At 39.8% G+C, this 19823-nt stretch carries 18 protein-coding genes and 1 tRNA gene; 10 read left to right on the plus strand and 9 right to left on the minus strand.

The genetic code is table 11. The annotated features are described in order from the left end of the window. Nucleotides 1–70 precede the first annotated feature (70 nt). The 4 genes from HYT61_02430 to rocD all read right to left on the minus strand — a co-directional run bounded on the left by HYT61_02430 (nucleotide 71) and on the right by rocD (nucleotide 4347). Nucleotides 71–1009, minus strand: coding sequence for a hypothetical protein (locus HYT61_02430; protein ID MBI2063075.1), 939 nt, complete (start codon nucleotides 1007–1009; stop codon nucleotides 71–73). Next, nucleotides 1000–2145 (minus strand): MoxR family ATPase, encoded by a 1146-nt coding sequence (locus HYT61_02435; protein MBI2063076.1) that lies wholly within the window; start codon nucleotides 2143–2145, stop codon nucleotides 1000–1002. The genes HYT61_02430 and HYT61_02435 overlap by 10 nt, the downstream gene beginning before the upstream one ends. Nucleotides 2146–2250: 105 nt before the next feature. Continuing rightward, nucleotides 2251–3111, minus strand: a complete 861-nt coding sequence (locus tag HYT61_02440) for a hypothetical protein (GenBank protein MBI2063077.1) — start codon at nucleotides 3109–3111, stop codon at nucleotides 2251–2253. Nucleotides 3112–3123: 12 nt separating this feature from the next. Beyond that, a complete protein-coding gene (gene rocD, locus HYT61_02445) occupies nucleotides 3124–4347 on the minus strand; it encodes an ornithine--oxo-acid transaminase (protein ID MBI2063078.1) in 1224 nt (407 codons plus the stop codon). Nucleotides 4348–4678: 331 nt separating this feature from the next. Between rocD and HYT61_02450 the strand changes: the two genes are divergently transcribed. The 7 genes from HYT61_02450 to HYT61_02480 all read left to right on the plus strand — a co-directional run bounded on the left by HYT61_02450 (nucleotide 4679) and on the right by HYT61_02480 (nucleotide 11439). Next, nucleotides 4679–6016 carry a GIY-YIG nuclease family protein gene (locus tag HYT61_02450; protein ID MBI2063079.1) on the plus strand — a complete coding sequence of 446 codons (1338 nt, stop codon included), beginning with the start codon at nucleotides 4679–4681 and terminating at the stop codon, nucleotides 6014–6016. 326 nt (nucleotides 6017–6342) lie between these two features. Further along, complete coding sequence (locus HYT61_02455) at nucleotides 6343–6678, plus strand: phage holin family protein (protein MBI2063080.1); 336 nt, start codon at nucleotides 6343–6345, stop codon at nucleotides 6676–6678. Between the two features lie 11 nt (nucleotides 6679–6689). Next, nucleotides 6690–6899 (plus strand): preprotein translocase subunit SecG, encoded by a 210-nt coding sequence (secG, locus tag HYT61_02460; GenBank protein ID MBI2063081.1) that lies wholly within the window; start codon nucleotides 6690–6692, stop codon nucleotides 6897–6899. A gap of 107 nt (nucleotides 6900–7006) precedes the next feature. Continuing rightward, nucleotides 7007–8818 carry a peptide ABC transporter substrate-binding protein gene (locus HYT61_02465; GenBank protein MBI2063082.1) on the plus strand — a complete coding sequence of 604 codons (1812 nt, stop codon included), beginning with the start codon at nucleotides 7007–7009 and terminating at the stop codon, nucleotides 8816–8818. Between the two features lie 141 nt (nucleotides 8819–8959). Further along, nucleotides 8960–9043, plus strand: a tRNA-Leu gene (locus HYT61_02470). After that, nucleotides 9003–9533, plus strand: coding sequence for a hypothetical protein (locus HYT61_02475; protein MBI2063083.1), 531 nt, complete (start codon nucleotides 9003–9005; stop codon nucleotides 9531–9533). The genes HYT61_02470 and HYT61_02475 overlap by 41 nt, the downstream gene beginning before the upstream one ends. Before the next feature lie 148 nt (nucleotides 9534–9681). After that, complete coding sequence (locus HYT61_02480; GenBank protein ID MBI2063084.1) at nucleotides 9682–11439, plus strand: ribonuclease J; 1758 nt, start codon at nucleotides 9682–9684, stop codon at nucleotides 11437–11439. A 66-nt stretch (nucleotides 11440–11505) separates the two neighbouring features. Here the strand turns inward: HYT61_02480 and HYT61_02485 are convergent, their stop codons facing one another. Continuing rightward, nucleotides 11506–11772 carry a hypothetical protein gene (locus HYT61_02485; protein ID MBI2063085.1) on the minus strand — a complete coding sequence of 89 codons (267 nt, stop codon included), beginning with the start codon at nucleotides 11770–11772 and terminating at the stop codon, nucleotides 11506–11508. Between the two features lie 61 nt (nucleotides 11773–11833). On the opposite strand from HYT61_02485, the gene trpS reads away from it, so the two are divergent. Next, nucleotides 11834–12817 (plus strand): tryptophan--tRNA ligase, encoded by a 984-nt coding sequence (gene trpS, locus HYT61_02490; protein ID MBI2063086.1) that lies wholly within the window; start codon nucleotides 11834–11836, stop codon nucleotides 12815–12817. 112 nt (nucleotides 12818–12929) lie between these two features. Here trpS and HYT61_02495 read toward each other — a convergent pair whose 3' ends face one another. Next, the gene (locus HYT61_02495; protein MBI2063087.1) at nucleotides 12930–13712 is read right to left on the minus strand and encodes an HAD-IIB family hydrolase; all 783 of its coding nucleotides are present in this window, start codon (nucleotides 13710–13712) and stop codon (nucleotides 12930–12932) included. Between HYT61_02495 and murC the strand changes: the two genes are divergently transcribed. Together murC and ychF are read left to right on the plus strand one after the other, a co-directional pair. Continuing rightward, nucleotides 13711–15063 (plus strand): UDP-N-acetylmuramate--L-alanine ligase, encoded by a 1353-nt coding sequence (murC, locus tag HYT61_02500; GenBank protein MBI2063088.1) that lies wholly within the window; start codon nucleotides 13711–13713, stop codon nucleotides 15061–15063. The genes HYT61_02495 and murC overlap by 2 nt on opposite strands. Nucleotides 15064–15065: 2 nt before the next feature. Further along, the gene (gene ychF / locus HYT61_02505; GenBank protein MBI2063089.1) at nucleotides 15066–16163 is read left to right on the plus strand and encodes a redox-regulated ATPase YchF; all 1098 of its coding nucleotides are present in this window, start codon (nucleotides 15066–15068) and stop codon (nucleotides 16161–16163) included. A gap of 84 nt (nucleotides 16164–16247) precedes the next feature. Here ychF and HYT61_02510 read toward each other — a convergent pair whose 3' ends face one another. The 3 genes from HYT61_02510 to HYT61_02520 form a co-directional block, all read right to left on the minus strand. Continuing rightward, entirely contained in the window at nucleotides 16248–16799 is a 552-nt protein-coding gene (locus HYT61_02510; protein ID MBI2063090.1) for a YdcF family protein, read from the minus strand. A 367-nt stretch (nucleotides 16800–17166) separates the two neighbouring features. Next, on the minus strand, nucleotides 17167–18027 hold the full coding sequence (locus HYT61_02515; GenBank protein MBI2063091.1) for a class II fructose-bisphosphate aldolase: 861 nt from the start codon (nucleotides 18025–18027) through the stop codon (nucleotides 17167–17169). Nucleotides 18028–18156: 129 nt separating this feature from the next. Then, nucleotides 18157–19368, minus strand: coding sequence for a hypothetical protein (locus HYT61_02520; protein MBI2063092.1), 1212 nt, complete (start codon nucleotides 19366–19368; stop codon nucleotides 18157–18159). Nucleotides 19369–19823 lie beyond the last annotated feature (455 nt).

Below are 19823 nucleotides of genomic sequence, written 5' to 3' on the forward strand. Positions count from 1 at the left end.
TTTGACCTCGGCGAGGCTACTTCTAACGGGGTCAATCCTTCTCAAATTAAAAAGTCGAGGTAAACCTCGACTATTTATATATCTGTTTTCTTTGTAACAAAAATTGCGCCAATTCATTAAAATGATTACCAAAATTTAAAATCGTTGAATCAACACCAGATTTTTTAAGTTTCCTTCTGAACTCTTCCCTTTTCTCAACAAATCCTCGCCTGATATTGACCGCGTTTTTACTTTTAATTTTTTCAAAAGCACCTGTTTCAGCGTCTTTTACCAAAACTGTACCGGAGCTGTTTTGCCAAGAAAATTCATTCGGCTCGTCAAGAAAAATGGCAATCACGTTCCAGTTGTGTTTGGCAGACAAAGCTTCCAAGAGTTTAAAATCAATTTCAAACCTTCCGCCAACTTCGTCCGTAAAATCGGACAGTATTATTATGGAACATTGGCGTTTAAATCTGGCTACTAGCCAGGTCAGGATCGGATTGATGCCAGATTGGTAAGTTGAGGGTCCATTCTTACTCTTGGCATCAGCAAATTCACTTTCTTTTTCCAGCAACATTTTCATGGCAAGAAATATTTCTCCCTGACCGAGTTTGGGCCGCAGATAAAATTCTATTTTGCTTGAAAATGCCACAATGCCCGCCGGATCATGAAAATAATTTGCCGCCAATCCCAGGGCGCCAACCAAGTGGAGCATGAGCTTGAACTTGGAATTTTCTTCATTGAAGCCAACAAACACCGATGGCGAAAGATCAGCCAAAATTATAGCCGGGGCGTTCTTGGTTTCTATCCTATCAACCTTATAAACTATCTTCGGCCATGTACGCATGCTTAATGACCAGTCAATGTTTAGCATTGGTTCACCTGGACGCCATGCGTTTATGCTGTGCATTTCATAACCCGCACCCTTAAAAGGACTAGCATGCTCCGCCATCAGGAGATTTTTAACCTTTCTTCTGAAAATCTCTTGTTTAATCTTCATTAATTCGCTGAATAGTTTTTCTATCTCCATTTTGGCTGTTCCGTCATTGCCAAAATTTCTTCAAAAACAATTTCTTTGGTGGTGGTGTATTCTTTGCCCGGCGCTAAAACTAATCTGTGGACTATCACATTCCCAGCAACTTCTTTAACGTGTTCGGGTCTTACCTCCATACTGCCATCAAAAAATGATCTAACTCTTGCAGCAGCTTCAAGATGAAAATTAACTCTCGGACTGGCGCCGACTGCAACGTTTTCTTTAAGGAATTTGCCAAGCAGAGTGTTTGGGTCAGTAACTTTTGGATTGGGGTCGGTATTACGCAATAAACGTGTCAGATAATCGCTGGCCATGGAGGAAGTCTCAACGTGCATATTGATCCAGTGAGCACAAGCCAAGACTTCTTGCAAATCGGTGACCTGTTCAATTTTCTTACCGATTACAGTGGCAGCCCTGATTTTTTTTTCCTCTTCCAGCGTGGGCCTATCTATAGGAATAGTTAAAGTAATCCTATCTAATTCGGCCATAGGGTTAGGATATGATCCCTCTTCTTCTCCAAAAATGTTTTCTGTAAGTAAAACCATGAAGAAGCGTGGCGATTTAATGTCATTGTAATCTCCTGATAGCGGAAACAGGGGAAGTGTCGGCATAACCTGTTCACTATCGTCTATGTAATCACTTTTCGGACTTATTGCCCTTTCTTCCATTGCTTGTATTAGAGCGGACTTTGTCCTTGGCGGCATGCGGTTGCCTTCGTCTATTAATATAATGTGGTTAAAAATCGGGCCGGGTTTGAATTGCACCCTTCTTTCGCCTTTTGCATTTTCTATCATGACTTGGCCGCCTAAAATATCATAAGGAAGAAGATCTGGAGTGCCTTGGATGACTTTGAAATTTGCCTTGATAGATTTAGCCAAAGATTTTGAACCGTCAGTTTTTCCGATTCCGGTGCCACCCCTGAACATTATGTGTGGCTGGCCAACAGATTTGATGCTTCCTATCTCATCTGAATAAGGCACAAGTATAAAAAGGTCTTCGGTCAGTAGTCCCAATGGCTTTTCAAGGCCGATAAGCCATCGGATTGTCTGTTCATAAATTTTGTTTCTTACGTTCCTGATGTAGTCTGCTGTAATTTGACTCAAATCAATACCTTGCGGCAAGTTATAATTCATAAATCCTCACTTCTTTTTAAAGTTCTTAGTTGATTGGATAATAGTTGAGACCCATAATTCAGTCAATGGTTCAGGGTTAAATAAAAAGCCCTCTTTTGTGAGGACTTATTGTGTGTTTGCAAGTTGTGCCATTAGCTTTTTAAGTTCTGACGCGGGCACAAGAAAAAGTGTATTCCACGGCTTCTGGATTATTTTACCTTTTCTAAACTCCAGTCCGCCGGGCAACTCGTTTGAGTTGATGCCCACTATTTCATTTCTATTATTGACCGTGGGGCCGCCGCTTAGGCCGCTAAAACCCCTATCTACGGCAAGCCTATGCTCTTCCGTTGTATTTATTTGAGTAAATATGTTCGTGGCTTCGGCTAATATTTTTGACGAACCGCGTATGGTTTTATTTTGCATCAAAACGTTTAGATTAGTTATTTTTCCTTCCAGACTGTCATATACGAATTCCCCGTTGTTTCCTAATATATCATAATAATTACGGTATATCGGCAAAATTTCTTTGCCTTTTTGATGCATTGTTGGATGCGGGTGTATACCCCTTACAAAAATTTGGTCGCCAACATTTACTTGCTCGGCTATTTTATACGGTTCCGGAAAAGTTGTCGGGTCAAAATTTCCGCTTATTTGAATAACCACCAAATCGGTAATTGGCGGGAGTTTCAAAAGAAAACCGTCGTATACTCTACTGTTGAAAAATATTTTGCACTGGCCGTCGCTTTCACTGCCGACAAAATGTTTTGCTGAAGCAAAGCGTCCCTTTTGCTTGTCAACCAAAAAAGCGGATGCTGAAATAAATGGCGCGCCGTTCCTCTCCCTTATAACCAGCGCCTCTCTAACGGTAGAATTTTGCTGATATCGTCTTGCTTCCTGATAAATATTCAATTCATTTGCGGAGGGTCCGCAACCATAAATACTTAGGAAAATAAGCATAAATAAAAAAAATGCAATTCGTGTTTTCACTTTGCCAGCCTCCTATTCATTTAAGACCGACTCAATTTTTGGCAACGCCCAATCTATTTCTTCTTTGGTAACTATCAATGGCGGGCTGAATCTCAACGTATGTTCGTGGGCGATACCGCACAAAATTCTTTTCTCTAGTAGTCTGCCGCGATAATAATCAGTTTTAAGTAACGGATGCAGTTCCACTCCTATCAAAAGGCCTGATCCCCTGACTTCTTTTATAGTGTGACTTTTAAGTTTTTCAAGTTTTCTTAGAAAATATTCTCCTACTTCCCATGCTTTTCTGACAAAAAAGGGGTTCTCTTTTAGTATATCAAGGACTTCACAAGCTACGGCACAAGCCAGAGGGTTGCCGCCAAAAGTACTTCCATGACTGCCGGGGTCAAGAACACTCATCACATCTTTGCGTCCAACCACTGCAGAAATAGGCAAAAGGCCGCCACCAAGCGCTTTGCCGAGAATTAACAGGTCTGGCTTTGCTTCAAAAGCCTGATGGGCAAACATCATTCCTGTTCTGCCAAACCCGGTTTGAATTTCATCCAATACAAAAAGTGTGTTGTTTTTTTTGCATACACGTTCCGCTTGCGTTAAATAATCGTCAGGCGGAATATTGATGCCGCCCTCGCCCTGAATCGGTTCCACTATAAAGGCGGCTGTGTTTTTGTTTATGACACTTTCCAAAGCATTAATATTTCCAAAAGGAATGCTTAAGCATCCTGGCAATAATGGCCCGAAATCCTTGCGATAAGCTTCTTCTGTTGACAGAGATAAAACACCCTGGGTCCGGCCGTGAAAATTATTATAGCAGGAGATGATTCCAGCAGAATTGCGGGGTACGCCTTTGGTTCTATATGCCCACCTCTTGGCAATTTTCATCGCAGTTTCTACCGCTTCAGCGCCGGTATTCATTGCTAAAACTTTATCCATTGAACAAAATTCTGCCAGCTTGCTGCAAAACTTAGTGTATGGTTCAGTATAATAACTGCCGGTAACTAATGCTAGTTTTTGAGCTTGATTGATGAGGACGGACACAACGCGATCATAATATTCTCCGCTTCTGCCGAAGATAACGGCGGAATAACCAGCGATCATGTCAAGAAAATCAGTTTGATTTTCGTCGTTTCCCAGCCGACAACCCTTTCCTCTGTCCAAAACCAAAGGATAGCGTGTGTAATGATGTGCGCTGAATCTTTCCGTTAATTCAATGGTCTCCTCATTTGTCAAAGAACGTTCCATTTTTATCCTCACATCCCCATAAATAACTATCTAAAAATACGTTTGAAAAATACCAAGAAATATAGTAATGTGTCAATCCCGTTAGAAGTAGCCCTAACGGGTTCATGAACCAAAGTTGATGCTTAATAATACTAGTGCAGTGACCATAAGTAAAACTTATGTGTTGCCGTTACTACTTCTAACGGGATCAAGGTGGATCCCGAACGAAACAGCCTTTGCTGACAATAAAATAGGGTTACAGTGGCTATCTAAACGGGGATTAATAAACCCGACTTGTTAATAAGGCACGGAAATGATTTACTCGTGTAAATCATTTCCTGTCTCGTACGGGATGGAAATTAACCTAAAAACAATTCCCAAGACCGCTGGCGTGTATTTTTTCCGTGATAAACATGGCAATTTGTATATTGGCAAAGCGGTCAACTTAAAAAATAGGATTAGTTCATATTTCAATAAGCAGCCAAAAGACCCGCGTATCTCCAAAATGTTAGAAATGGCGGAGAAAGCCACGTTTAAAAAAACTGATTCCGAAATTGAAGCTTTGATACTTGAATCGCAGCTTATTAAAAAATATAAGCCGCCATTCAATGTAATGCTTCGTGATGACAAACAGTATTTTTACGTCGGATTTACCAAAGAAAAATTTCCCAAAATTTTTTTATCCCATCAAATACAAAACATCGGTCCGTTCACTGACGGCAACGCTTTAAAAGTAGCAATGCGTTTGTTACGCCGCTTATTTCCTTATTGTACCTGCGGGCAGGCGCACAATAACTTTTGCTTGAATTATCACATCGGTAATTGCATAGGGTTTTGCTGTCTGAAAAGTCAGAACCCGGAATCCAAAAAACAGAATCTAGAATTATATAATAAAAATATAAAAGCCATAAAAGAAATTTTAACCGGCAAACGAGATGTTTTGATTAAAAAATTAAAAAAAGAAATGTTGGGATTGGGCAAAAAACATGATTTTGAAAAGGCCATTGAATTCCGCAACAAAATCCAAAAACTGGAAAAGGTTTTTGAAAACGCCCAAGTTCTGCTTAATTCTAAATACACGATACTAAATACAAAAAAAGGGTGGAAACTGAATAATCCATTCGCTGAGCTTCAGAACGTTCTAAATTTACCACATCAGCCCAAAAGGATTGAGGGTTATGATGTTTCTAACATTCAGGGTAAGTTTGCCACTGGTGCAATGGTTGTTTTTATCAATGGCCATCCGGATAAAAGTCAGTATCGCAAGTTTAAAGTTGGGTCTGAAAGCGTGCCTAATGACATTGCCATGCTCAAAGAGATATTAACGCGGCGGTTTAATCACTCAAAGTGGCCGTATCCTGATTTGATAATCGTAGATGGCGGTAAAGCGCAACTTAATATTGCGGCTAAAATCATCTATGGTCATCGCAAGACCATAGATCTTGCGATGACGCAAAATCAGATTCCAATTATCGCTCTGACTAAAAATGTCAAACATCGCGGAGATCATATTTACACAACCAATCCAATAAAATTGTCTGCCAATAATTACGGGACAAGTAAAAAAACGGCTATGCCGCTTGAAAAATTACCCAAGTCTGTTAAAAATTTAATTTTGCAAATTGATTCTGAAGCCCATAGGTTTGCAGTCAGTTATTATAGAAAATTACATCTAGAGTCGGCAAAATAAAAACGGCCCAGTTTTGACACAAAGTCTCTGCTGAACCGCTGCGTGTTGTATTATGTTGCCGGGACGCACTTACACGCCGTAGCGCCCTCCGCTTCGGGGTTTTTCTCCCCAGGGTTTCCGCCTCCCCTTCATCATAAACCTGGCATGGCCAACAACCTTTCTTTGTCTCGTTATGGTCACGGCGTGACCATAACGGCCTCCTAATTAAGAACAATGTTTCGCTAGGCCGGAAACTTTCAGCCTATACGTATATTATACTCCTAAACAAATAAAAAGTCAAGGTTTGCATATGAATGGTACGATGCTATACTGGTAATTGCCTTAATATGGCTATTTTTATAAGGCTTTTTGCTAATATACTGGGTCTGTATTTAGCCAATCTCTGGGTAAGCGGTTTTGGTGTAATTGACGGCTGGCAAGCATATTTAATAGCCGGAATTACGCTTGGCATTCTTAATTTAATTGTTAGACCGATATTAAAAGTAATAACTTTCCCTTTGATTGTTATTTCACTGGGACTATTCTTGATTGTAATAAATGCCATAATACTTTGGCTGACAGCACAACTCACAGGCTATATAATTATAGAAAGTTACGTTTCCCTATTGTGGGCCACGATAGTCGTAGCGGCAGTAAATTTCATAGCTCATTGGCTAAAGTAGTAAATTCATAAATGCTAATTACCATTATTCAACTGATTCTCGCCGTTCTCTTAATTGCGGCAATATTATTACAACAGCGCGGTACCGGTCTCTCCGGCGCTTTTGGCGGTGAGGGAAGCGTTTATTCCACGCGCAGAGGTATAGAAAAAACACTTTTTGCTTCAACAATTATTGTCGCTATTTTATTTTTTGGTGTTTCAATAGCTAGGCTATTGCTCTAAATCGAGTTTTTGTGCTGAGTTGCGGGAACTATTTTTTTATTTAACCCAGACCTTGTCACAAAACCGTTAACCCAATTAACGACTATAACCAATTAGATAATTTTTTCGTGTCTCCAAAGAAGGAAAAAGACAAAAAACTATCGAACAGAATGAGTTGGCCAAAAGAGTGGTTATACTCCATTTTGCCTTCTAGAAAACAGCTCAGGCATTTACCCAAAGTACTTTCTCCAAAAGAAAGAAAAATTATTCTTGTTTTGTTTGTAATTACAATAGGGTCTCTAGTGGCTATGCCCCTAGCTGCATTTTATCATTTTACAAAACCAGTTCCGTCTTTTGGCGGTAGTCTGACCGAGGGTATTATAGGTGTGCTCAAGTATCTTAATCCGCTTCTTGCCCAAAACAATGACGCAGATAGAGACTTGGTCAGTTTGGTTTTTGACGGCTTAATGCGTTATGACGGCCAAGGAAAAATTGAGAATGGACTCGCACAATCTTATGAAATATCTACAGACGGACTGACTTATACTTTTAAATTACGTGACAACCTCAAGTGGCATGATGGCAAACCTCTTACATCTGATGATGTAGTATTCACAATCCTCACCGCGCAAAACGCTGATTACGGCAGTTCACAAAGAATCATCTGGCAAGGGATTGAAGTAAGCAAGGTGGACGATCAAACGGTAGTTTTCAAATTAAAAAATAAATATGCCCAATTTTTAAACAACACCACACTGGGAATTTTGCCAAAACATATCTGGGAAAATGTAAAACCAGTCAATTTTAGTTTGTCGGATTTTAATATAAAACCCATTGGTTCAGGACCGTACAAATTTTATAAGATTAGGCGAGACAGTTCTGGTAATATTATATATTTTGAATTAGCTCCATTCGAAAAATATTATGTCGGCAGACCGTATATATCCAGAATTACTTTTAAATTTTATCAATCTGATGAACAACTTTTAGTCGCATACGGCAATGGAGAGGTTGAGGGTTTGGGCTTTCTTTCGCCGCAAAAATTAAATTCAATCAGATTTCTAGGTCAGTTAAAAATTAGAAAACTTCAATTGCCAAGATATTTTGCGATATTTTTTAATCAGAATCGAAGTAAATTGCTAACTGATAAAAATTTGCGGCTTGCTTTAAGCTACATGACCGACAAGGAAAAACTTCTAGAAAACATACTGGAAAATAACGGCATGGCCATCAATTCACCAGTGCTTCCCGGCATTGTTAACATACCCGATAGCATAACAAAATATGATTTTAATCTAGAGACGGCTAATAAAATTTTAGAAGATGCGGGGTGGAAATATCCCGCCAGTTCTTCAGCTGATATTAATATTCGGGAAAAATCCCCTCCCCCGCCAAAAAACAAAAAAGAAAGTCCGGGGGAACCGACAAAATTGGAAATTAAACTGACCACATCTGATTGGCCAGAGCTTATTGCTGTTGGAAATGAAATTAAAAAACAATGGGAAGTCGCTGGCGTGCAGGTTTTATTGGAAATTTTGCCGTTGCCAGAGCTTCAGCAAGCAATAAAGAGCCGTGAATACGACGCATTGCTTTTTGGGGAAGTTTTGTCACTGGATCCTGACCCTTTTAGCTTTTGGCATTCTTCGCAAAAACGAGATCCAGGGCTTAACTTAGCGTTATATGACAATAAGGATGCCGATAAGTTGCTGGAAGAAGCCAGACAAATTCTTGATGATTCCGAGCGCTTGTCAAAATATGATGATTTTCAAAAAATTGTGGTCAATGATGTCCCTGTAATATTCCTTTACAGCCCGGATTATCTATACGCGCAACCTACCAAGATAAAAGGAAATGAAACAAAATTAATTTCTGTACCCTCTGATCGTTTTGATACGATTAATAAATGGTATATAGAAACAAAAAGAATCTTAAGGAAGTAACTAGCAACTAGCAATAAACTACGAAACTATTGACTACGGTTGCTAGTTTTGCTATAATGAAATTTCATATTTAGAAACTCGTCATTTTGGCTCAATGTGCTAAATTACATGGTTTTTAATCTTTTTAATTTAACCACTCAAGCTCGGGTGGTGGAATTGGCAGACACGTTAGCTTCAGGAGCTAATGGACGCAAGTCCGTGGGAGTTCAAATCTCCCTCCGAGCACAATAACTTTTTGAAAAAACAAGAAAAACCCAAAATAGTTTTATTTGATTCTTACATCAAAACTGTCAAAAACAGTATCGGTTCAAATTTATTTCGTAATTTTTATTGTAAAATTGGCAGTAAAACAGTAGACGTTCTTGAAGACGGTAATCTGTCATGCGCAAAATTTGTTTCCTCAATTCTTTATCTTTTTAAATTAATTTCCGATATGCATACCACTGTTTCTGGAACTGTGGCCGATCTTCAAAAATCAGGCTGGATTCAAACTGCAAAGCCGAGAGTGGGCACGGTAATTGTTTGGGAGGCCAAAAAAGTCAAGAACGGAAATTTTCACAAGCACATCGGATTTTATATAGGTAATAAACGGGTCATAAGCAGTAGTTACGAAAAACACCAACCGATAGTGCATCATTGGACTTACGGGACTAAAAATAGCAAGCCGGTGCGTAAAGTGGAACAAATATTTTGGAATAAAAGTTTAATTAAATAGAAGTCTTTAAAAAATGAGTGAAGAAAATATAACACAATTAACATCAGTAAAAACTCAAACCGATAAGCAAACGGGTACACAAAGGTCAGAATCTCAACGAGTGAGGCCTAGGCGCAGCAGAGCTCCACGATACAAGGATCGGAGGGACTTGCCGCGTTCCAGACGCCTTGCGCCTATTGAACGTCCACAACGTCAGGAAAGCGCTGGTTCACCGGATGAAACTGTCAAGATAATTCCCTTGGGCGGCCTTGGCGAGGTTGGCCGCAATATGTGCGTACTGGAATATAAAAATGACATCATGATAATAGATGTTGGTTTTGGTTTTCCGGAAGAAGATATGCCGGGTATTGATTATACCTTACCGAATATTGCCTACTTGGACGGTAAGCAAGACAGGATAAAAGGAATAGTATTAACACACGGCCACATGGACCACATTGGCGGCTTGCCATACCTGATTACACGGCTTGGTAATCCCACAATCTATGCGGCAAATCTTACGCGCGGACTAGCTATTAAGCGCCATCAGGAATTCCCTCACCTTCCAGAACTGGACATAAACCTTGTCCACCCAGGAGAAATAATTCATTTGGGTGAATTTGAGGTTGAATTTTTTCATGTCAATCATAACATTCCCGACGATACGGCGCTCATCATCACTACACCAGCAGGTCGGATTGTCCACACTGCTGATTTTAAATTTGACCCCCAGCCACTCAATGAAGAACCGGCCGATTTGAATTTTATTAAAAGTATCGGTGACCGTGGGGTTTCAACTTTGATGATTGATTCAACCGGCGCTGAAAAAGACGGCAAATCAATTTCTGAAAGCATAATTCAGGAAAATTTAGAGAAAATTTTCATTGAATCAAGCGGCGGTGGTATGATTGTCGCCGCTACCTTTTCTTCAATCATTAATCGAATCCAGCAGTTGGTAACGTTATCGGAAAAATACGGCCGCAAAGTTATATTTGATGGTTTTAGTTTGAAAAGTAATGTTGAAATAGCCAAGGAATTTAATCAGATTAAGATTAAGAAAGAAACCCAGATACATATTTCGGAAATAGACAGATATCCGCGTTCCAAAATCACACTTGTTGGCACCGGCGCGCAAGGAGAAGACCGCGCTGTTTTGATGCGTATTGCTTCCGGCGAACATCGCTATGTTAGGTTGCAAAAAAAAGATGCGATTATATTTTCGTCATCTGTGATCCCTGGAAATGAAAGGACTGTGCAGCGGCTAAAGGACTTGCTTTATCGCATGGGCGCCAGGGTCTATGACTATAACATGATGGATATCCATGCCAGCGGACATGCTTACCGCGACGATTTGAGGCAGATGATGAGTCTAATAAGGCCCAAGACCCTGATGCCGATTCATGGTCAATATTCAATGATGGTTAATAACGGTTTTTTGGGACAAAAAGAAGGAATAAAAGAAGAAAACACAATAATAGCTGACAACGGTTCCATAATTCATATTCTGGACCCCAAGTTTATTGATCGCAAGATACCAATTAACTGGTGGTTTGATAAAAAAACAGTTCCTTCAGACAGTATTATGGTAGACGGTCTTGGTATCGGGGACATCGGCAATGTCGTTTTGCGCGACAGACAGGTATTAGCAGAGGACGGAATGTTTGTGATCGTGGCCCTTATTGATTCTAAAACTGGCCGCGTCAGGGGCAGTCCCGACATTATTTCACGCGGATTTGTTTATCTAAAAGAAAACAAGGAACTTTTGATGCAGGTCCGCAAAAAGGTAAGATTTATCGTAGAACGTAAAACCATGCGCCCAATTAATTGGGTAGATCTTAAAGATTTAATAAGAGACGAGGTTGGGCTTTTCTTGTTCCAAAAAACCGAGAGACGGCCAATGGTTTTACCGGTGGTAATTGAAATTTAAAAAAACCGCTTGAAAAAGCGGTGTTTTTGGGACAGATATTCTCAAAATATGAAATAAAAGTTATAATCAGTTTGATTGCGCTGAATCAGACTGTTCATTTAATTTACAACAATTATTTGAATCGGCATGTTCACCCCAGCCCTTATGTATATCATGGAAACGTAAGCCATGTCTCATTCTCCAATGGAATTTATGTCCGTCCTCACATATTGAACACCTTCTGGGACACATGCAAGTTACAATAATCGGCGAGTCGCAACCAGGAATTTCGCATTTAAAATACGGGTATTGAAATTGCTGGAATTGATCTGGTTGGCCAGTCTGTTGATCCATCTAAATATCCTAAAATAACCTGAAAAAGATCCGACTCATAAACTACTACTAACTATATAATATGTCAAATAGAATCTTCTCCGGAATCCGTCCCTTAGGCAAACTACATCTGGGCAATTATCTTGGGGCAATAAAAAATTGGCTGGAACTACAAAATTCACCTGAAACCGAGCGAGCAATTTTTGCAGTAGTAGACTACCATGGCATTACTACCCCGTTTGACCCGAAAACTTATCATCAACAAACAATGGATGCTGTTTTGGATTTTCTTGCCGCGGGTCTAGACCCCGATAAATCACTACTCGTCCTTCAGTCGCACATTCCGCAGCATACTGAACTTGCTTGGATTTTTAATACAATTACTCCCATCGGCTGGCTGGAACGTTTGCCGACATACAAAGAAAAACTGGCAGAAACTGATAGTAAATATAATCATTTGGGACTTCTTGCATATCCGGTACTGATGGCCGCGGATATTTTAGTTTATAAATCAAATCTTGTGCCGATTGGAGATGATCAAAAAGCCCACATAGACATAACAAATGAAATAGCAAAAAAGTTTAATCATATGTTTGGTGAAACTTTTGAACCGGTTAAATCACACAAAGCTGAGGGCGAGCGTATTAAATCGCTTCAAGACCCAACCAAAAAGATGTCTAAATCAGGTGACGAAGGCATTGCTCTAAATGATTCAGCAGACACAATTCATGAAAAAATAAAAAAAGCCGTAACCGATTCCGGCCACGAGGTTATTTTTGACCCGAGTAAAAAACCGGCAATTTCTAATTTAATTACTGTTTACCATTTGCTATCTCAAAACAGTATTAGTGAGATTGAGAAAAAGTACGGAGACAAAACCTATGCCGAATTTAAAAATGACCTTGCCGAAGTTGTAGTAAATTTCCTTAAGCCGTTTCAACAGAAACGCAAAGAGCTAGAAAATAATTCGGCTTATGTTGAGAGGATCTTGCAAGAATCTGAAGAACGTGCTAAAATAATAGCATCTAGCACTTTGGCAGAAGTCAAAGAAAGGATGGGACTCTAAACATGGAAACGGTGTTGTTGGTTTTATTTATTTGGTTTTTCTTATCAATTCCAACCGCTTTAATTTGCGGCAAATTATTAGCCAAAACCCACAAACATTATCCGTTGGCGGACTAGAACATTTTGAGAAGGTTTTTAATTAAAGTTTTTGTATCTTGTGGTCCCTTAACCTTGAAACAATCAACGCCAGTACGGGAAGCGGCATAATCATTCCCGCCAGGGAAAAGAGCATCGCCCACAAACAACATCTCGCCAAATTCAATTCCGAGATGTTTTTTTATTTGCTTAATACCGTATTCCTTGTCAATTCCCTTGCGTGTTACGTCAATTGAGGTATATCCCGCCGCCCTTACTTCAAAATCCGGCAGATAACTCTGTAGCATTTCGGCTATTTTAAGTTTTAGTTCGCCCTGTTCCTCTTTCCACTCTTTTTTAATGTCTAATGGGGCATTTTGACCAAGAGCTGAAAAAGTTATTTCGGATCCTCTGTCTTCCACAACTTTCTGGTACACATCTTCGGGGTGGTAGTTAAGTTCAGCAAATACTTTATCAAAAGCGTCAAATATTTTTTTCTTTTCTTCTTCGGAAAAACTCAACACATAAACTTGTCGCCAATCACCGGTATCATATTTATAAAAAGAGGTAGCGGTAGTAGGGAATAAAAAAAGATTTATCAATTTATCGCCTGTGATATTTAGTTTTGACAGAAGCTGTTTTTGAAACATCTCGTACTTGCCTCCTCCAATTATTGCCACCAATTTTTTATCAAGCAATTTTTCAAGCAATTCCGCCATTTCTGAATCCATGTCCGACTTACTTTCCGTAAGGGTTCCGTCCAAATCAAAAATAACCAGTTTCACTTTTTTGTACTTTTCGTTTATTCTTTGGAGGGACATGCTATTTAGAAAATTCAAACACATCTATATGATTGGCATAAAGGGCACGGGAATGTCTGCCTTGGCTGTAAACTTCAAGCATATGGGTATCGAGGTTATCGGCTCTGATTGTGCCGAATCTTTTTTTACGGATAAATTGCTAAAACGCCAAAAAATAAAATTTTTATCACCTTTTTCTGCAAACAATATCCCAGACAATACTGATTTGGTCGTCGTCTCTACGGCATATAATAACAAAAATGTTGAAGTTAAAGAAGCGGAAAAGCGCAAGTTACCCATACTTATCTACCCTCAAGCAATCGGTCTTTTAACAAAACAATTGCCGTCGGTTGCCGTTTGTGGAAGCCACGGCAAAACAACGACTTCCGGAACTTTGGGCTTCCTACTTAGCAAAACAGCCTATAGGCCAATTATAAATGTGGGTTCAATTGTGCCCCAATTGCTTAAATATAAAGCGTGCAGACCGAAGCTCCTGATTTTTGAAGCCGATGAGTATCAAAATAAGTTTGAATATTTTTATCCTCAAACCGTAATTCTTACAAATATTGATTACGACCATCCAGATTATTTCAAAACCCCGGCACATTACAAGTTGGCATTTAAAAATTTTATCAAAAGAATCCCCCGCACTGGCCTACTGATTTACTGCGCGGATGACAAAAATTGTCGTGATGTCGCCCGCCTTGCCAAATGCAAAAAAATAAGCTACGGCTTCTCAGATCAGGCAGATTTTAAAATAAAAGTACTGGAAATATTATCCAACAGAATGGGGTTTGCGGTTAATGGCATCGGCCGGTTTGATTCTCAATTGATCGGCAACCACAACAGTTTGAATCTGACAGCGGCAATTGTCTGTGCCACTCATTTGGGTATTAATAATAAAACAATAAAAAATGCCATTACAAATTTCACTGGCACAAAAAGACGGCTTGAGATTGTTAAAAAAATTAACATTAACGGGAATGCCTGCGTCGTGATTGATGATTACGGCCACCATCCAACTGAAATTAAAGCCACAATCGCCACGATTAAAACCGCCTACCCCGATAAAACTCTTTGGACTGTCTTTCAGCCACACACATTTTCAAGAACCGAAGCCTTGTTTGATAACTTTTCCAAGTGTTTTACCAAGTCCGACAAAACCGTCATACTTGATATATATGCATCCAAACGTGAAACTGAAGGCAAAGTTAATTCACGAGACTTAGTTAAAAAAATAAATTCGTTGAATGTTGTTTATAAGCCAGATATTGTCACGGCTGTAAAATTCCTTAAAACCAAAATAAAAAACCCAAGCATTATCCTTACTCTCGGAGCAAGCAATGTTTGGGAATTAAGCAGTCTTTTATAAATATGCTATCTATTGGAATAGTCGGCCTTCCAAACGTGGGCAAAAGCACACTCTTTAAGGCGCTGACTAAAAAACAGGTTGACATACATAACTACCCTTTTACCACAATTGATCCAAACGTGGGTGTGGTTGGCGTACCCGATGAACGACTTGAATTATTGGCTAAAATGTCCCATTCAGCAAAAATCGTGCCGACAGCAATTGAGTTCATAGATATCGCCGGACTTGTAAAAGGCGCAGCTGCCGGAGAAGGCTTAGGCAACAAGTTCCTTGCCAATATACGCGAAGTAGACGCCATTGCCGAAGTGGTAAGGGTTTTTGAAGATGAAAAAATAACCCATGTTCACAAAAAAATAGATCCGACTAACGATATAGAAATTATAAATACCGAACTAATGCTTGCCGACTTGGAAACGGTCAATAAGCGTCTGGACAAAACAAAAACAAACGCCCCTGAAACGGTTATTGAAACATCGGCTTTGCGAAAATTAAAATTAGGCCTGGAATCGGGAATATTGGCAGTAAATATCACGCTTGAAGATAAAGAAAAAGAAACAGCCCGCGAGCTAACTCTGCTGACAAACAAAAAATTTATTTATGTGCTTAATGCTTCTGAAAAACAACTGAAGAACGGGTGGCAACCATCCTTCGTTAAAACTTCGGAGGGCAAGCCCGACGAAAAACTCAAAAAAGTAATAGGCGATAACGATTACGTGGTATTGACCAGCACTTTTGAGTTATTGCTTTCAGAATCCGCACCTGAAGAACAAAAAATATTTTTAGAAGAAGTTGGGCTAAAAGAAAGCCGCCTGGATGAGTTGATTAAAAATGCCTACCACACTCTTGGATTAATTACTTTTTTAACAACCGGCGAAGATGAGACACGTGCCTGGACTTGCCAAGCCGGCACCGCGATACCACAGGCGGCACGGGCAATCCATACCGACTTTGAGCAATTATTTATCCGAGCCGATGTAATAAACTGGCAAAATTTGCTTGCCGCAGGTTCATGGAGTAACGCACGCCAAACCGGTAAAATTCATACTGTCGGCAGGGATTACATTATTCAAGATGGCGATGTCGTAGAGATAAAAATCTGAAACAATACCAAACTTTACGAACCCCTCATCAAAATCATCCCCCGCTAGGGGGATTTTAATTAATAAAAAAGCCGATTATTTCGGCTAGATACTATTGGAACGATGGATGCGGTAACGATGTTCGCGCTCTGCCAGACCAAGAAATGGAAATTTGAGAGCTAGTTTATTATAAATTAAATTACGTGCTTGTTTAAATGTATCAGCACGTTCCCAGTTGGCCGTTTCTACAGTTATATCATCAATGCTATCTACAAAACTCATCAAGAAATATCGAGCCAGCATTATGACATTCGCTGCTCGAGTTGCCTCACAAAAAATCGTAATCCTAATAGTGTCTGGGAAGCCATGAAAATCCATATGCTCTGATGCTTTTTGAATATTTTTAAAAGTAGTGTAGGAATTTGTTTCGAGCATTACTACTTCTAAACCGATTTTACTTTTAACATAATCGTGCATTAAATCAGCTTCAGAAACATTAGGAGAAGTTTTCTTTTGAGTATAACCACCACAGAAAACTATGGCATAAGGTTTATTTTTTTGAATAAATCTTACAATACGATCAAGATATGATCTTAATGGAGTATCTAAATGACAACCATAACCACAAATGACAACAACATGCTTCTTTCCGGTCATTCTGGGCCTCCAATTGTGAAAAAACACTAACTAAATCATTATACGGTAATCTCCTAGATTTGTAAATAGCCATGCCATCAAATTTTTTATTTTTTGTTCCTGGAAATATAAGCGAGCTATAGTGCCTTTTGTAAATCAGCCAAGCGAAACCCCTGTCTAAGAAATCATTCATGGCAGGCTTTGGTAACAAATAAGGCGAGCGAGCAGCGGAAAGCCGAGACCGCAAACCCGTAAGCCCGGCCCTAAAGCGGGGTTAGTTTGCGCTTGCGCAAACTAAGGTTGAGGAAAGCTCGGAAGGATTCCGCGTTGCGAGCGAGTTATATTTGTCAAAGCCGAATGTTGATTTCGTGATAGGGGTTGAGCGGGATTAGATTTTTCCCACGGACCCGAAGAGTTCCAGATATTTTTTAATCATTCTCTTCATCTCTTCATAAGATGGCTTGAGGTATTTATAGGGCGTGGTTTGGGTGGGTTCTTTTTCAAGTTCTTCATGCAGGGTGTCACGATAAGCTACGCGAAGTTCAGTGTTAATATGAACATTGGCGATGCCATTTTGTATCGCCATTTTTATTTCTTCAACAGGTAAACCAGAGGCGCCATGCAATACCAGCGGTACTTCTGGAACGACTTGAGTAATTTTTTTAAGATGTTCTATGTCCAAATGCTCTTCCTGCTCTGTAACAATGCCGTGAATATTGCCAAAAACTACGGCTAGACGATCAACTCCAGTAAGTGTAACAAAATCCTGCGCTTGTTCGGGTTGTGTATAATCGAAAGGACTTATTTCAATCGCGGTTTGTACTTCAGAGCTTCCCCGCAGATAGCCAAGCTCGCCCTCCACCGCAATTTCGGAATTGATTGATTTGGCGTATTCTTTAACTTTTTTAGTAAGCTCTATGTTTTCTTCAAGTTTCAGCTTGGATGCATCTATTAATACCGTATCGTAACCACTGTCAATGGCGGCTTTGGCAGTTTCCCAGCTTTTATGATGGTCAGAGTTCAAAAAAACCGCGTGGCCTTCTTTCTGATACGATTCCACTAAAGCCACAGCCTGTTCTCGTCCAATAAAATCAGCTTCGCCCTCTGAAGTTCCGACCATAATCGGTGATTTCATTTCCGTCGCTGCCTCAACAAACGCCTTAAGCTGATCCGCCGTGGAAAAATTAAAATGCCCCAGCGCCCACTGGTCTGCCATTGCTTCTTGAAAATATTGTTTTAGAGTCTTCATGTATTTTATATTGCTTACTCCTCAGGGCAAGTCCTTTGTTTTTCGTCATTCATCCCGTTAGAAGTCGCTGCTATGCAGCTTTGCACACAAATTACAATTTACACAACAAAACTTTAAATTATTTGCTAGCTACGACCGCGAACCCGTCAGGGCGACTTCTAACGGGATAAATCCTTCTATTATATTTTTTTCTACCAACTCCTCAATCTTATCACGTCCTAGATATTCAATGAAAATTTTATTCCATAAAGCCTCCTGCTGGTGATAAAGATATTTTATCTCGCCTTTTTTGACCAATGACATCACCAAATCTATCAAGTCAAAACTTATCAATTCCTCATCTGTTTTACCACTAATACCATCAGAAAAAAAGTCACCAACAAAATCTAATCCCTGCCAATAGCCAAATGCTTTGCCCCCAGCACCAAGAAATGTGCCAATTTTACCCAAATCTCCTTCGGCTTTATACCAATGTTCCGCTTCAGGGTTAAAATGCGGCTCCAAAAGACGAAAGTCATTTGGGTCATCTTTTGCCAGATATCTTTGCACTATTCGCAAACTATTTTCGTTCGGTAATGGCGCCTCACTTACATCACCGCGCAAAAGCGATTTTAATTTAATGGTAAAATCGGCCTCGCTGGAAAATTTCCTGAATAATTTAGAATAAAATGGCACTTCGTTTAAATAGTGAAGAATAAGAGTGAAAAGTCTTAAGGTTTCACCGGGAGTATCAATTTTGAGTGGTATTACAAAAATAATCCCCAATTCTTTGAGATGGCTAACGTTGTGATATTTTTTCTCCAGAAATTTTTCGGCAACATCTAACCATTGCGGCTCAAGGACCCTCAATTCCACTTCACGTTCTTCAAAATCACCGGCAGTTAATTCATTATATGCTTCATCAAAAAACTTATGCATCCAAGCCTCATCTTGAGCAAAACGGAGCGCGCTAAAAACCTGCTCAAAACCCTGTTTCTTAACTAATTCAGCAACAGTCCCATAACCAAAATGGTTAAGAAGATTTTGCGGCGTAAACTTTTCGAGCATCTGGATTGCTTTTTCTTTTTTAATGAAGAACCCGGGTTTCGGCTTGTTGAGAGCAAAAGCTGTTTCGCAAATTTTTGCACAAACCAACGCGGTTTTTGAAAGATCTGGTTTACCCAAAAAATTATACAAGTGTTCATCCATGTGGGTTAGCCGTTTGATAAGAATATTATAAACATCCCCAGTACTGCATGAACCCAACGATAATCCCAATTCTTCCAATGTTCTCCTGGTTAAAATCGTATTTTCCTCGGCTATTCGTTCCATAACACCACTTTTACCAGTCAGTTTATTCATCTTTTGCTCCAAATCTAAAAGCACCTCCGGTGGGGTACGTAATATGCGAGCAAGTTTTGTATGGACTTCTGACATGTGTTAATAATTCTTATTTTTCAACGTTTTTTTAGCATTTTTACTTTTAAAACTTGACAAACACAAGGCAACTTTGCTATACTTAAGGTAAGGCTTAGAGATGAAGAGGTGAGGTTGTGGGATAACCCTCAACCGACACCATACTTTCGGTGTCACGTTAATTTCCCTCTGTCTATCTTTACACGTGTCTCCGGGCAGTAGGGATTTGAAACCGATCTCCATTTCTAAGCCCGGCTCTTTTACCAAATCTGCGAACACCGCCCCTACATTCCCGCCTTTGTTGCGGTGATCCAAGTAAGTCATTCGGGGAGGTTCGCATCAAGCTGGCAGTAGCTCATTTGGAAGTTTAAGTGTTGGGTGCACCCGATACTGCAGTTACT

This window comes from Candidatus Yanofskybacteria bacterium, from assembly GCA_016181175.1.
Taxonomy (GTDB): Bacteria; Patescibacteriota; Minisyncoccia; order 2-02-FULL-40-12; family IGHO2-01-FULL-4-A; genus 2-01-FULL-44-17.